The organism is Pedobacter zeaxanthinifaciens, from assembly GCF_003313335.1.
GTDB lineage: Bacteria > Bacteroidota > Bacteroidia > Sphingobacteriales > Sphingobacteriaceae > Pedobacter > Pedobacter zeaxanthinifaciens.
Genome location: NZ_QMHP01000012.1, coordinates 56,459 through 71,298 on the forward strand (window position 1 = coordinate 56,459; position 14,840 = coordinate 71,298).

At 37.3% G+C, this 14,840-nt stretch carries 10 protein-coding genes; 3 read left to right on the top strand and 7 right to left on the bottom strand.

The features are described 5' to 3' along the window. The 6 genes from DUT68_RS16170 to DUT68_RS16190 all read right to left on the bottom strand — a co-directional run bounded on the left by DUT68_RS16170 (window position 1) and on the right by DUT68_RS16190 (window position 10,333). Window positions 1–6,312, bottom strand: coding sequence for a hypothetical protein (locus tag DUT68_RS16170; protein ID WP_113639266.1), 6,312 nt, complete (start codon window positions 6,310–6,312; stop codon window positions 1–3). Window positions 6,313–6,445: 133 nt separating this feature from the next. Beyond that, window positions 6,446–7,186, bottom strand: coding sequence for a hypothetical protein (locus DUT68_RS16175; protein ID WP_157960890.1), 741 nt, complete (start codon window positions 7,184–7,186; stop codon window positions 6,446–6,448). Further along, window positions 7,152–8,864: a hypothetical protein gene (locus tag DUT68_RS16180; protein WP_113639268.1), complete on the bottom strand. Its 1,713-nt coding sequence runs from the start codon at window positions 8,862–8,864 to the stop codon at window positions 7,152–7,154. Before DUT68_RS16180 ends, DUT68_RS16175 begins: the two co-directional genes overlap by 35 nt. Window positions 8,865–8,893: 29 nt before the next feature. Beyond that, window positions 8,894–9,046 carry a hypothetical protein gene (locus DUT68_RS18395; RefSeq protein WP_157960891.1) on the bottom strand — a complete coding sequence of 51 codons (153 nt, stop codon included), beginning with the start codon at window positions 9,044–9,046 and terminating at the stop codon, window positions 8,894–8,896. Then, window positions 9,034–9,522, bottom strand: a complete 489-nt coding sequence (locus DUT68_RS16185) for a hypothetical protein (RefSeq protein ID WP_113639269.1) — start codon at window positions 9,520–9,522, stop codon at window positions 9,034–9,036. Before DUT68_RS16185 ends, DUT68_RS18395 begins: the two co-directional genes overlap by 13 nt. Window positions 9,523–9,574: 52 nt before the next feature. Beyond that, window positions 9,575–10,333 carry a hypothetical protein gene (locus DUT68_RS16190; protein WP_113639270.1) on the bottom strand — a complete coding sequence of 253 codons (759 nt, stop codon included), beginning with the start codon at window positions 10,331–10,333 and terminating at the stop codon, window positions 9,575–9,577. A gap of 1 nt (window position 10,334) precedes the next feature. Between DUT68_RS16190 and DUT68_RS16195 the strand changes: the two genes are divergently transcribed. From DUT68_RS16195 to DUT68_RS16205, 3 genes are read left to right on the top strand one after another with little or no spacing between them, the layout of a single operon-like run. Further along, the gene (locus DUT68_RS16195; RefSeq protein ID WP_157960892.1) at window positions 10,335–11,576 is read left to right on the top strand and encodes a DUF4876 domain-containing protein; all 1,242 of its coding nucleotides are present in this window, start codon (window positions 10,335–10,337) and stop codon (window positions 11,574–11,576) included. 40 nt (window positions 11,577–11,616) lie between these two features. Further along, window positions 11,617–13,173 carry a DUF6850 family outer membrane beta-barrel protein gene (locus tag DUT68_RS16200; RefSeq protein WP_113639272.1) on the top strand — a complete coding sequence of 519 codons (1,557 nt, stop codon included), beginning with the start codon at window positions 11,617–11,619 and terminating at the stop codon, window positions 13,171–13,173. A 5-nt stretch (window positions 13,174–13,178) separates the two neighbouring features. Beyond that, entirely contained in the window at window positions 13,179–14,321 is a 1,143-nt protein-coding gene (locus DUT68_RS16205; RefSeq protein WP_237088360.1) for a cytochrome-c peroxidase, read from the top strand. A gap of 5 nt (window positions 14,322–14,326) precedes the next feature. Here the strand turns inward: DUT68_RS16205 and DUT68_RS16210 are convergent, their stop codons facing one another. After that, complete coding sequence (locus DUT68_RS16210) at window positions 14,327–14,671, bottom strand: hypothetical protein (protein WP_113639274.1); 345 nt, start codon at window positions 14,669–14,671, stop codon at window positions 14,327–14,329. Window positions 14,672–14,840: the final 169 nt, after the last annotated feature.

Consider the following 14,840-nt stretch of genomic DNA (forward strand, 5'->3'; position numbering starts at 1 on the left):
CTAGTTAATTTCAAGGTTAAATACTGGACTGGTATACTCTTCGTACGTACTGGTATAGTTCTCGCCATTGTATATTCGGTATTTGAATTTTAAACTTGCCGCTCCCAATGGGAAATTCATTGTAGCATTGGTAATTAATACCGCCGATGTATTTTTAGCATGGATGTACTTAAATACGGCCGCTTCGTGTTGAGGCATGGTTAAAATTATAGTGTCAGCTCTTAAATCAATTGGAGCAGGTGTGGCAGGAATAGGCTCTACTGGCAGTTTTGGATCGTTAAAAGGTTCTGGATTCCTTATAAGCAAACCTAGCACACGCTGCTCAGCAGTAATTGGATCAATATTTACGAGCAAATGCAAAACGGTATGCTCAATACTTTCCAGGTTCTTTAATTTGAGTCCTCCATACACCATTCGATCGTACTGCGAAGCATAGCGCATCACATCGTCGGCCGCACTGGCATTGCTATCCAATAAAGGAATGATATTATTTGTGATTTCCTCCGATGTAAATGAAGTATACAACTGATAAATCGCATAACGCTCATTCCCAGGAGTTTGATCTAAAATAAAACTCGAAGCCTGCTCTTGAAAACTAGCGTACCTAGAACTAATGAAATTAAAACGATGAACTTCGGCACTTAACCAATCGTTACCCGGTTTGTATTTTGCATTAAATATGGCTGTGTACACTTTGTTTGGAGTAAGATCATTCAACTCGTACGAACCCTGCTTAACACGCTTTTTCATTTCTAAAGGCTGTGCATTGCAAGTTCCCATAGTAGCCGCTAAATTCATTAAAAAAATCACCTGCTGATCTGGAGGCAAACTTCTATAGTTATCTATTGTGATTTCCTTATCCGGCAACTGTTGCCAAACCAACGCAGGAGTATCGGCCGTACCGAAAACATCCACTACCGTTAACTCGAGGTGGTTCTCTACAGCTGGAAGCCCTTGATACGCATCAAAATTTTCGTACATGGCATAGATGTAAGCTTTATTGAAAATCAACCTAATTTTTGGTAAATGGTAAAATACTGGCTTACTTAATTCGTACCTACTTTGCGCATCAGGGAAAGACCGCTCGTAATCTATATAATTTTTTAAGTTACTAAGCTTAAACTCATCCGCTCTATCTTGCTGTGCTAGTGCCTCATATACCTTACTTTCGTTGTGGAAGTGTCCAATCGGACCAGCTGTTCTAAAACCAAATACTTCCCTGCTGTAGTTTTGGTTTTTGTTCACTATATCGGCAGTAGTTAAAACAAGGGCATAAATGGTATTAGGTCGCCACACAGGTTGGATGGTTTTGCTTAAGCCATCTCCCATCAGCTTAATCTCATCAATTAGTTTTTCTTCTGTAAGCTCAGTTTCCTGTTGTCTGCGATGAATCTCTTCAGTTAAATAAGAAATTTGACGTAATGAGGTGTTTTTTGGCACCGGCGGTACGATATCAAACTGGATTGGCACCGGAACACTCAGTTTTTTAACGCTATCAAAAAATATCTCCAGTAAATTATTGGTTCTATCTACCGATATCAATACCTGCTTATACTGCTTCGCCGAAATATAGCCTGTTTCGCAATCAACAGTTAATTGATCTGTAACCTTAAAACAAACTTTTGTTAAGCCACTGTAGCATGTAAAATAGAATGCGCAAGTTGGCAGCTCATTTATCGGATAAGTTGTAGTGCTAAATACAGTATCTTCTTGAATCAAATGGAGCGCATATCCTTTTTTCTCGCCGGTAAGCAAATCTTCTTCAACCTTACTGAAAACGGTTGAAATGCCTTTGCTGAAAGGGTTAAATAACACCATTGTTTCGATAGAAAAATCACCCTCCTCTACCCTTAACAAATCTTGATAAGGCACCAGCAACTCGTCTTCAATAGAGCCAAATTGATACACCTGTCCGAGATTTTGTTTAGCAGCACTATCTTCCCTAAAATACCCAGGCGTTAAATCAGGACTTCCGAATGGAATTGCTACAAAATTTCCAACGGTGGAGATAGAGCTACTTAATAACCAATTAGCTACCGCACCGCTGGTATCTTGATAGCTTTTTCCAATGACTTCCGTTTCTACAAATGCCTTATTGTAAATGGTAAGGTAAATTAATGCCTTATCTTTTTCTTGGTCGTGTCCTTGTGTGAAAATAGAAGGGTTTGTGTATTCATTCGGTAATCTGTAATAACCACCCAAGCTCAAATCGCCTTTAAACGACAAATATGGATCACTAATAAAAGTAATTTCTATCCTACTTATTTCGTTTTCCAAATTGTTATATTCTACGGTATCACCGTCATTTGGAGCAATAAACACTGGAGTCATATATTGGTCCTTGGCCTTTGTAACTACCGTTGTGCTGCTATAATCATCCGCTATTACATTTTCTGTAACGTACACTGTTTTTACAAAATCAACCTTGATATTATTTTCATTTTCACCTAAAAACAACTTAATAAAAGTGATGGGACTTGCTGGATGAATTAGCAATTTGCCCCCCTTTGTAGTTAACTTCAAGCTATTTGCGCCAAAACCGGCATCATTTACAACCTCACCACTTACACCATTTAAATTGAAGGTGTAGCCGCCTCTGTAAAAATCTAACAAGTCTGGGTAGTCAGTAGATTCCGCTACATCTTTCCAGTTAATAGTTTGCTGTTTGGTGATGGTTTCATAACAAAACAAGTCCTTACGCTTAAAGTTAAGTCCATCCAAATCACTTAAAATATCCGTAGATTGGTTGCCATAGCTAAACATATTTTGCGACAACAACCTAATTTTATTGTACTTATTGGGCTGTGAAAATTGCCAGTAACCTAATTTTAATTCGCTAAGGTTAATAATTGGCTGACCTTGTTGATCTTCGTTTTCGCGTACAATTGCAGTTACTGCTTCGTATATTTGGTAAGGCTTCCACGACGTGCTGCTAGCATCCCAGCAGTAAATGCTCAAATCAGTTACTTCATACTCATGGCGCACTTGCGGCGTGAGCCCTTTTTGGGGAGGAATAAGCTCCGAATAAGCTTCGGCGAGCTGATTAGCACCACCACCAAGTTTAGCAATGGTAGGTTTTACTGATTTCAACAAATCAATATCAATGTAACTATCCAATGGAATGGTAATTTCCTTGATATCATTTCCTAACATATTGTACTTCCAAATGCTATCGGCTGGATTTGGTGGCAGCACATTACTGTATGCAGCAGTAAGGTAGTTTATGGTGAAAACATCACCCGACTGAATATTGGTTGCCGCTGCAGGCAAATATCCTTTTAGTGGGTCAGGTTGTGAAATTACAGGCTGAGGCTCGAAAAGTGGAGCCGTATTGTTATTGAAACGCCAGGTTAGTTCCAAAGTAAATTTCACTTTAAAGAAAATTACCCTAAATGAGATGTAAATAGATCCTTGGATAATGAATGGTTGTGGCGCATCCACTGCTAATCCAACGGCAATGGTCATACCAATTTTGGCTTTCCATACTTTGATATAAGCGTAACCGCCTACTTGTATAAATGCACCAATTTGTACAGGTTTGAAGCTTAGCGAACCACCCATATCAATCCAAGCGCCAAATGCAACGGACACCGGGCCAAAACTTCGGTTAAAATCAAACTTGGCCCCGGCACCCGCTTTAAAGCCCCTCGAGGAAATCATCAGATAGGCATAACCTTGGAATAAGGTTAAAATTCGCGAACGAATCCTTTGATTTTCTGGCTGATCTTTACCCAAATTTAGGTACCATCCCGAAGCATTGTTGAAGAAGAAAGCCAACTCCATAGAGCCACTTAACGAAAATATTGCACCGTTAAGTGAGTTTTTTGTTTCTGGCAAGTTGTAGTTTACACCCAGACCGGCCATAAAGGCATTGCTATCAATGGAAATGAAGGCACTAAACGGCGGATCATCGGTATCAGCCAGCCCAATTCGAGATCTTAAAATGCCAGCCTGCCCCTGCATTAAAAACACGTCAGGTAGGCCCAGCAACAAAAACAGCTTGCTCGAAAAAACTTTACCCGAATCGAACGCTGTGGCTATGGAAGCACCTGCACCCACCGAAAAGCCCGACTTACTGGCGAACTTGTCAATTTCAATACCTTCCCTTTTGGTACTGGTACTTTTGGCTTTATAATATTCCCACCAGGTATTGTTTTCGTTAAGTGGTGGCGTGGTGGCACTTTTTGATGGCAAATAATGTTGCCCAATAATGCCTCTGAAACCGTAAATACCCAAACCCGTGGCACCTAGTATGATTGGTGTAGGCAGTTCCAAACCAATATCAACAATAAATGCTGGCACACCTGGATTAAGGCGCATGCCCGCACTACCCGACATTTTTAAGCGTGGCAAGCTAAAGGTTACTGCACCACCATATTCCATATTGGCCGTTGAGCTTTGCGCACTTTCACTAGGGTTAACCATACTCAGGTAACCGTTAAGTAGGAAGGCTGCCTTTTCCTTGGTAACGTTACCAGGAATACTCATATCAATGTTGATCCTATCCACACTTAAGAACGAATGGAAAGGGCCATCATCAATGGTAAAATAAAACTTAATACCGTTACCTGAAGTGTTTACGCCAGCCCTGCCGGTGTTAATTGTACCATCAAACGTAAATACCAGATAATGCCTTTCAACATCGTTATGAAGCGCCTTATGGCTGCCAATACTGATGTTTTTTACCTCCATTTTTACCGGACCAATGTTAATGTTGAAAGTCCTGGAAATGGTGATCTTATCAAAGCCTGGCTGGAATTCTAGGCTACCATCGTCCCAAATGCGTAATTTGTTAATGGCTACGCCTTTTGGCAGAATATCCCCAAGTAGAGGCACCACGTAATCAAAATCCAGCACGCCGCTGATTTCGGCATAATAACCTCTCGCCTCTTTACCCAGTTGCAGTGTTTTTACGCTGATGGTGAGTACATCCAAAAAGTTAAGTGGAATAATTTCTTTGGAAACCGCAGTGATATTGAAATTACCATCGTCTTTTATTTGAGCGCTGATATCTATTACAGCAGCTTGACCATTTTGCTTAAGCTTATTGAGCGTAAGTTTACCTTTGATTTGTGAGCTCACAATGGAGCCCATTTTAAACTCCATTTGGAAAACATCCAACTGGGCTTTAAAGCCACCAAAATCGCGGTTCAGTATGCCGTTATTGGTTAAGGTAAAAACACCTGATACGCCACCAGTACCAATGAAAAGGTTTTCGGCCTTTATTTCGGCACTGCCTGCTCCGGGGGTGCCAAAGTTGCGGAAACCTAAAATAGCGTGTTGTGCATATACCCCTGTAAAATCTGTGGGGTAGCCCGCAGCATCTGCCTCTGGGATATTGGTAGTTTTGCTGAAATCTAATTTGGCATTGGTAAATCCAATGGTAAGACCTGTATTACCTATTTGGGATTTATCAAAATTAAAACTATTGGCTTGTACAAATTCAAATCCGTTTTCGGTACTGAAATTCAATCCACCAACATTGTATCTGAGTTTCGATTTTACATCTCCCTCTATAATATTACCATTAGCATCCAAAGGTTTTAACCAAGTTCTTGGAAATGCCAATGCTAACTCCAAATGTTGTATTGAGGCAGAAAATTTGGGAATGAAAAGATCCTTAAATGTATTAAATGAAAAATTACCAAGCCAATCTTTGAATAAAAACGATATATTATCAAAAGCCTGAATTAAATCATCTATACCAATATAGTTTTCTAAAATATAGCTAAATACATTAACTCCATTTGTGTTTAACTGGATAAAGATGTCGTCTATGCCATCAAACAAATCATTTGTAGCGGGAACGGTTAATCTTGGGTAGGCAATATATTCTTCGTTATCATTAAACTGGTTGACAAACTCCTCTAGCGGGTGTTCATAATCTGTAAAAAACGCACTGACTACCTGAAACAGCAACTCTTCTTCCGGAAATTGAAGAATTTCTAGGATAAGTTTGAGAAAATCGGCAACGGTGGCTAGGTTTTGTAATTTTGCTTTTCTGATATATCTTAATACTGGTAAACTATAGCAGAAAGAAACCGGTATTTCGGTAGTACCACTTAAACTCCCAGGATTAAAAAGCAATTCAAGCCCCTCATTTCCTCCTAAAATATTAAAACCCAGTTTAGAACTAAACACCAAAGCTAACTGATGATAGCCAACATCACCATACTCACTAACTTCAGCATAGTAATTTTTATAGAACAGTTTATCCACTGCTGTACCTACAAAACTATCAAAAGGCTGCGGTAAACTCTCTGTGTTTAGGAGTGTTTTTAATGCTGGATATAGTGATTGTTGTTGTGGCATATGAGGTTAATTTTTCTGTATATTTCATAGACTTATCTGGTTCGCTTCCTATGATTAAGGTTTGTGGTTGGAATTGTATACCAAAGTCCTTTTACGTATTGAATTAATATAAATATTTATATTTCCTGCGGTCCTAATCATTACCTTTGGTTTTGCCAAAAACAAATTCTTTTTTACTAATAGAGAATGCAAAATCCCTATCCCATTCGAAATTATATTTTGTATTTGTATATATCATAACATTACTTTTTTTAGGAATCTCCATCTTTGTATTATATTTTAGATATGTAAGTTTATGTTCGGCAGTGTCTAAATGGAAAGCGACTGGAGTGTATAAAAAATATCCATCTTTCTCGGGAGGCATAAATCCGTCCCAGTCTTCATATTCTGGAAAGCCTACGATGTAATATTCTCCATTATACTTGACACTACTAAACTTCGATGTTAGCCCTAACGTATTTCTCTTATCAAAACTATATAATGCAATAAGCCCTGTCGCATCACTAAAAACGTTAGAAGTGAAGCATCTATTTCTATTGTTTCTTAATTTTTTTCCTTTATAAGTATATAGTATTCTTAGCTTACGAACTATATAGTTACAGCTATCACCAAATTGTTGAGACGCTTTTTCACTTGTTCTCTCAACGAAAAGCTCGCCACTAATACAATTCAGTTCAACAGGTATGCTCTCAATCCACATGTAGCTACTATCTAAAATTTTTCCTCTGCTTTTTAACTTATCGAAGCCTTTATTGGTATTAACATCTCTTTTCTCAGGGTATCTGCATAGGGAAAGTCCAAAAAAGCCCGATATGGCAATAAAAACGAGTATCTTTTTATTAATTTTCATCTGTATTTGTAACTGCTCTGACATAATAATTCTTTTGTGGTTTTTTATTGTCATCATAATAGCCAGCATCTTCATGTATCGATAGAACAGGCTTAGAATTTGCCTCCTGCTGAATATCTAAAAAATGAAATTGCCCCAAGCTTTTTACCCCTAATCCATTATAGGTTTTCAGAAGCATTGCGTCAAAAAAAGATTTTTTTGTACCTGTTGATACTTCAGATGGTAGAAATAAAGCGTTTATTTCGGAAGTGCTGAATTCTGCTATTGAACTTTTTACCCAATCATAAGTTATGTCTCCATAGACAACTGGGTTTGGCTTTATAACTTTGTCATCAGGATGGGTATTGTTCCAATTTAACACTCTAGTTTTTATAGAATTGATTTTATTTAAAACAGGAGGTACCTTAGATTCCAAGACGTCTATAATGCTGTCAATATTAATTTTCCAATTCCAAATAGCTTCATCAGAAGAAACTATTTTACCATCTTTGTCAATTGTTCTTCCGTGAATATCTACTAAAGTTTGATATTCTTTTACGCCTCCCGGTTTTAATAAATTTAAGTCTACTCCAACATTCATCGCTTGTTCTCTCGTAAGTGAACCGTAATTATCAATTTGCCCTAGCCCATATCCTCTTGGAGCGCCAAAAACAGGTAGACCATTTTTTATCAAAATACCGTATCCATCCTTTTTGTAGGGATAGAACTGATGAAGTCTATTGTCTTTACCAGAGGCGGATTCGTGCCGAATTAGGCGTCTTAAAAACCAAAATCTACTTAAATATGATGTATTAGGTTGTCCTGTTATTTGAGGTTTATCTAAATAGCCTTTTACTTGTTGAGAAGCCGGGTTTGTACCTCTTATGTAAAATATAAACCTCCTTATTGTATCAGAATTCCAAGTTTCATTATTAGGAAGATACTCTATCGTACATTCTCCTCCTCGTATTTTATTCTCATAGTTTATCTGCCAGCTTGAATTTGGTGCAATATTATGTGTTATTAATTGACTATTTATTTGTTCTGGAAAATAATTTTTAATTATTCTTTTAATCAATCCCTTACTTTTCTGGATATGTTCGATTCTAATTCTAAGCCTTATTGTAGTATTTGAATAATTAAAAAGTGTAGTAACAGGCATCGAAGGGCTTGTCTCTATTTCTAAAAATCTTCCAGTGCTAGCAGGCTTAATATTTAATAATTTTAATGTGTTTTCATTTGTAGAGTTATAAACTCCTAACTCGTGTAATTTTTGTAAATCAGCATTCTGCATTCCTCGTATTATATTTGCTTGTTGCGCCCATGTGCCTACTTTGAAAGCATTCTTTGCTTTTTCTATATAAGATTTAAAAATGATTAATTCATCAATAATAGCGCTTGTTATTTTATCTAGATTATTGGGTTTAGCACTAAAAATAAATGTACCGTCTACCGCATTCTTCCCAAATCCCACCAAGCTAAAAAGAGACAATACCCTTATAGGGTAATTAATATCAAACGGTACGAAAATGATATTGCCAGGTACGTTATAATAACTATTACTAATGCTTACCAAAAGATTTTTAAGAGCGGTAGTTATTTGAGTAGTTTTAAACATGGCACCTTGGATAGAGCTATTGATAACGCTTGCGCTAGGAACCTTATTTAAGGCATCAAAAGATGTTTGTACGTCAAAAGCCGTTGTATTTGTTATTGCTATCATACCTTACTATATGTTGATAAGAATATCTCTTATTGTTTTTCTAAATCATTAAATTTTAACTCATAAAAAACTTTGCTAAACAGCTCATCCAAAACATTTTTATTACTAACCGTATCTAACGCAAAATGTCTTCTAATCTCTTTTTGCCGTTGCATTGAGGCTAGTTCGTCTATTCTCTCCATTTTCTTAAATCTTTCGTATTTTTTTTTAATGAAGTTGCCTTATCTAATTTTATAGATGATGACACATAAAATCTGCCACTTTTGAATGGTATTGAATCTATGTATATATTCTTTCCTATAACTTTCTTATCAAAATATAACACCATTGCCTTTTCGTTAAACACTATATCGAGGCGATTACCATCATACCCAGAGTGTTGCCCTCGGGTATAACTATATGTGTTCACTGCCCCTACAACCAAATCTGCGCACAAGATTTTCTCATAGTTAGTTGATGTCTTTGGAAAACCACTGTAATAGGAATCAAACATGTTCTCTTGCAGTTTCCCTCCAACAAATAATCTGTATACAATAACACTCCTTTTTATTCCTGATGCATCAATATAATTTTCTTGTTTATAGGATGATTTGCTTGCACTACATGATAGCAACAAGAAAATACTAATAATTAAATATTTAAACTCCTGTAACGTCATTATTTATTGCAGTTTTTAAAATGGTTTTAATTTCTGTTATCAGATACTTGTTTTATGGTTTATCATTATATGGGCTCTTTCTAATTTCCCCATTTATTATATATTCATAACTAATTCCATTTATAACATTTTTTTTGACTGTAAATTCTTTATCAAGGTTACCGTTAATATAAATCTTATACTCTCCATCTGGCAGATTCTTTTTAAAGGAATATGAAGAAGGAAAACTTTTGTTATCAACATTTCTGTTTAGTTTGATATAACTCGTATCAGCTGCATTGAGGAGTCTTATGCTCGTTGTTTCATTTTGATCGGTCCAACTCTGTAAAAAGATATAAGTGCCTTTATTATTATCCCTGATTTTTTCTGTTTGAATACCTGCATATTCCCCTGAAGAACAAAAAAATGAACTATGTTTTAAATTCTTATCGGTAGTATCTTCAATATATTCTCCTTTTTTAAAATCAATATTGGCATAGGTGCGTCTAACAATATTTTTAAGAATAACTGTCATTGTATCTTTATTTCTATTATCCAATATTTTGACTTCACTGCTTCCCTTCCACCCAAAATTCTGTTTTAAAATAGAATACTTAACATTTTCTACCTTCTGTTTATCATTAATGAAATTATCTCTACTCAACTTATAGGCACTATTAAACCGCTCACTATGAAAAATTATCGTAAAGCGGTTATCACTCGAATAAATCGTATCGGTTTTACTTAATGCCCCTGAACTTGTTGCTTTTATGAATGATATACTATCAAGAACTATATTTAGTGCCTGTAAAAAAGATAAAACTTCGGACATTATGCCTGTTGACGTTAATGTAAAGGTGAGTTATCAAACTGAAACCGGCGGTTACACACTTCCACTTCAAAACATCAGTGTAAAAATCAAAAATGTTAATACTGGAACTTCTCAATCGTTAACTACAAACGCAGAAGGAAAAGTGCTTTTTTCTTCGGTTGCGGCAGGAACCTACGATATAGATGCCACTATTAAAATCAGTTCAGACGACTATAGAACGATAACGGGCATTGCAACCAACACGGATATCGTTTACAATGCATCAATAAAAAATACAGTAATAAGTGTTGGCTTTAATGGCGTAGTGGAACTTAAACTATTAACTGGAAATATTGGCGATTGGGTGATCAAACAAGTTTATTATGCTGGTTCGCACCGAAATAATGGCGCAACATTCCGTGATCAGTTTATAGAATTTTATAATAACTCGGATAAAACCTTGTATGCAGATAGCCTATACTTTGCGGAAATTACCGGTGTAATTACCTCTGGCAGTTCGTACAACTTACTTGGCAACGGACAAATGGATTGGAGCAAAGCTGTTGGCATGCCAGGCAACGTTGATGCAAACAATGATTATGTATATGCCAGAGCGGTGCTTATGATTCCAGGGACGGGAAAGCAATATCCAGTTCTACCGGGAAAAAGCATCGTTGTAGCTCAAACTGCGATCAATCACAAATCGCCATTTACCGGTACCGATGGCAAGGTAGTGAGTGTGGTTGATCCTTCATTAACTGTTGATTTAAGCGGCGCAGATTTCGAAGCTTATTACGCACCTTTTTTAGCAAAGCCTTTATCTTCTGATGTAGATACACCGGCGCCAAATTTAGAAGTAATTTCCTATTTCGGTACTGATATGATATTTGACAACCCGGGAAGGTACTCCTACATCCTATTTAAGGCTGATGCGAAAACTAGAGTTAAAGATTTGCCGCAATACCCGTATCCAACAAAATCAACACCAAGTTCTACGGCAACAAAATACTATCAAATTCCAACTAGTTTAATTTTAGATGCTGTTGAAGTGCAATCTAACCTACCAGACGACAGGAATCCCAAAAAGCTTAACGCCTCGTTAGACGCTGGATTCACTTTTGTTCCGGCAGGTTCTTATACTTCGCAATCTATTATTAGAAAAACGGAGAAAACAATAAATGGCCGCATAGTTTTAAAAGACACAAATAACAGCACCGAAGATTTTGATTTCTTTAACGTAGCCATACCTCGAGGATTTAAATAAAAAATTGCGGCAGCTATTAACAAGCTGCCGCATGGTTCAAATGAAAAGTTTTTTATCTGTACTCTTGATACTTACATTTTCTGTTGGCGCTACTGCGCAGCAAGATTCTGTAAAAACAACGCTGCAAAGGCGTCAACTTTATTTCACTAACGTTGTGAACGTAACCGGCTATGAGTTTGCTAAACAAAGTCCGCTGCTAATTGGCGATTTAATGCCAAAACAAGTTAGCGTTATCGCCTTAGGGCACCAATTAGATAAGGGAAATTTGATTGAAGCCCAAGGCAGTACAATGTCCAATCAGCTTTTTTTGAAATCAGAAGGTTTCACGGAAATTAAAGGAATTAATCTTTTTGGATCATTTAGCTATCAAAAAATCTTGGAAGACAGCACACGGTTTGCACATCAAACTAGAAACAATCCTACCACACCATATTACTTCGGGTCGCCGGCCAATAACCACTATGAGCGTTCAATTTACGATTTTAACTTGTTAGCCGCAAAAAAGTTAGTTGACGGAAAGTTGACTGCTGGTTTTGGCTTGAATTACCACATTGCCGATCACTTCTCCAACAACGATCCCAGAGGTTCCATTAAAGAGTACAAACTGGAATCGCAGTTGGCGTTAAGTTACCAAGTTGCTAAACACATTAACTTCGGAATGACCTATTTGTTGGGATATGGACAAGAAAAATTCAACATCGGCTATAAAAACCGAACCTATTACGAAAGCTTGGTCTATCCCGAATATGTTAACTATCTTATTAACGGTTATGGAGAACCTCAGCCTAAAGTATCACGAAGAAACTATAATAACTTTTTAAAAAATAGTGGCCCGCAACTGTCAATAAGTGTAACCAATACAAACCTGGGTGACTTTTATTTGCTTGGCTCATTGCGCAATGAGACACAGGCTTACGACTACCGAACGGGGGAAGAGATTACCGCACTGGCAAATTACGACTTAGTGAATACAACATTGAATTTACTTTGGATTAACCAAGATTTTTTGACAGGTAAATTAAGCACGAACTTTACTTACCATAATACTCAGGGAGAAGATTTTAATCGGATCTTTTTGGCTAAAAACTATTTATTCAGCGGAAAGAATTTAGGCATCATTTCCAGCTACGCTCAAAATCTTAAAAAGGCAAGCTATAATTACACCATCGGCGTATCGAATTACAGTGAAGAAAAAATTGACGGCATTACCGGCAACAATGTTTACTTCAGTAACCTGTTGTTAAAAGCGAGTTTTGGATTTAATCGGATGTTGATGAGAAATAAATCCCTTGCTGGTAGCCTGGGTGTCGCTAACGACTTCAATTTAGCTAAACGTTTATCTATCAGTCCTGCAAATGAAAGCTATTTTACCAGAGAAGTAATTTTACACGATTACCTTTATCACACTGCTATCAAATACACGGTGGAAGCGAGTGTGAATTACAGTTTTCCGTTTTTTAACGCGATGCAATCCGCTTTAGGCCTACAGGCTAACTATCAAATCAACGCAGGGATGACCTCACTTCAACGTAGCTTAACTTCGGCACCAGGCAATGATAGATTTTCGAGCAAAATTAGCTTTAATCTTTATTTCTAAATTAAATGATGAAGAAATCAATTATCGGCTTTGTCCTAATCCTTTACTCCGTATTACTCAATTCATTTAAACCTTTAAAATTTGATTTTAAGGATGAAATTGAGTTAACTGAGTTGCGTAACATATATGCTAAACCGAGTAGTGAATGGCCTAAGCCAACAATCGACTCAGGTGTAAATTATGTTGAGTTGGGAGAGCTACTCCCCTCTCCACTAAACCTGAAAAGTGACAGCGTAAAAAACCAAGTTGCGCTTGGTAAAATGCTATTCTTCGATCCCCGACTTTCCGGTTCCAATCAGATATCGTGTTCAAGTTGCCATATCCCAGATTTAAATTGGCAGGATGGCAGACGCGTTTCCGTAGGTCATGACCATTTGGAGAATATAAGGAATGCTCCCTCGTTAGAAAATGTGTGGTTTGTGAAAAAGCTTTTTTGGGATGGCAGAGCCAATAGTTTGGAAGAACAGGGTGCTATGCCGATTGCTGCCCATAATGAAATGCATCAGGATATGAAGCAGCTGCCTAAAAAGCTGAAGAAAATAAAAGGTTATAGGGCCTATTTTATCGCGGCCTTTGGCTCTCCTGAAATTAGCAGTGAGCGTATAGTAAGTAGTTTGGCTACTTTTCAACGAAGTATAGTGAGCAGAAAAACTGCTTTTGATCGATTTTTAGGTAAAGATAAGAATGCACTTACTGACCAACAGCTAGTGGGCCTACACCTCTTTAGAACCAAAGCTCGTTGTATGAATTGCCATCACGGCCCCTATTTTACCGATAACGAATTTCACAATGATGGACTAACCTACTACGGCAGAAAATATGAAGATTTAGGTTTATACAATTTAACTAAAAAACCAGAAGATGTAGGAAAGTTTAAAACACCTGGTTTGAGAAATGTGATGAAAACTGCGCCTTGGTTTCACAACGGCCTATTTCCAGATATAGATGGCGTGATGAACATGTATAACATGGGCATGCCAGTACAGAGGTTAAAGCCAGGACAAGAAAATGACCCTCTGCTGCCTAAAAACGATAAGTTGTTAAAACCACTAAATTTAAGTAAAGGTGAGAAAGACGCAATTATTGCATTTCTAGGAGCTTTATCCTCGCCTCCAGTTTTGATACGGCCGGAAGAACTTCCTAAATAATACGCTTACCATGCATGTGCTACGTTTAGATAGCACTCCAAATCTTCCACGAAATGGCGAGCCTTTTTAAAATCAGCTTGTAGGATACCTGAAGGAAAATTAGGCTTAAGGCGTATTTCTGAGCGTTGAAAACCAATGTTGATACTAAAGCTTGTTCCATTAAGCAGTTTCACTTCAAGCACCACAATCCCATTATCTTCGCTTACTTCGCCCGGTTGGTAGTCAACGGCATCAGTGAATAGATCAACAAGATATGTAACGGCCTCTGTCGCCTTTTGCTGGTAGGTTTTTGATTTGCTTTTTGCCGAAGTTCCACCTCCTGAAAGACGGCTTAATTGTATCTGCTGCATCTATGGTATATTGTAACTTTGTAACAAATCGTTAAATAAAATGTTTGGCGCAACAAATATATTTTGAGCAAATATTTTTCAGACGTATCAATCTGTCACATTTCCATTTAATAAATGCGCAATTACGTACTAACCAAAAAAAAAGTGGGCTGACATCCATCACAAACCC

Bases quoted from the DNA above. Each gene is read 5' to 3' on its own strand.
- DUT68_RS18395 (WP_157960891.1), bottom strand. From the start codon at position 9,046: ATGGAGAGAATAGACGAACTAGCCTCAATGCAACGGCAAAAAGAGATT.
- DUT68_RS16190 (WP_113639270.1), bottom strand. From the start codon at position 10,333: ATGTCCGAAGTTTTATCTTTTTTACAGGCACTAAATATAGTTCTTGAT.
- DUT68_RS16210 (WP_113639274.1), bottom strand. From the start codon at position 14,671: ATGCAGCAGATACAATTAAGCCGTCTTTCAGGAGGTGGAACTTCGGCA.
- DUT68_RS16180 (WP_113639268.1), bottom strand. From the start codon at position 8,864: ATGATAGCAATAACAAATACAACGGCTTTTGACGTACAAACATCTTTT.
- DUT68_RS16170 (WP_113639266.1), bottom strand. From the start codon at position 6,312: ATGCCACAACAACAATCACTATATCCAGCATTAAAAACACTCCTAAAC.
- DUT68_RS16200 (WP_113639272.1), top strand. From the start codon at position 11,617: ATGAAAAGTTTTTTATCTGTACTCTTGATACTTACATTTTCTGTTGGC.
- DUT68_RS16185 (WP_113639269.1), bottom strand. From the start codon at position 9,522: ATGACGTTACAGGAGTTTAAATATTTAATTATTAGTATTTTCTTGTTG.
- DUT68_RS16205 (WP_237088360.1), top strand. From the start codon at position 13,179: ATGATGAAGAAATCAATTATCGGCTTTGTCCTAATCCTTTACTCCGTA.
- DUT68_RS16175 (WP_157960890.1), bottom strand. From the start codon at position 7,186: ATGTCAGAGCAGTTACAAATACAGATGAAAATTAATAAAAAGATACTC.
- DUT68_RS16195 (WP_157960892.1), top strand. From the start codon at position 10,335: ATGCCTGTTGACGTTAATGTAAAGGTGAGTTATCAAACTGAAACCGGC.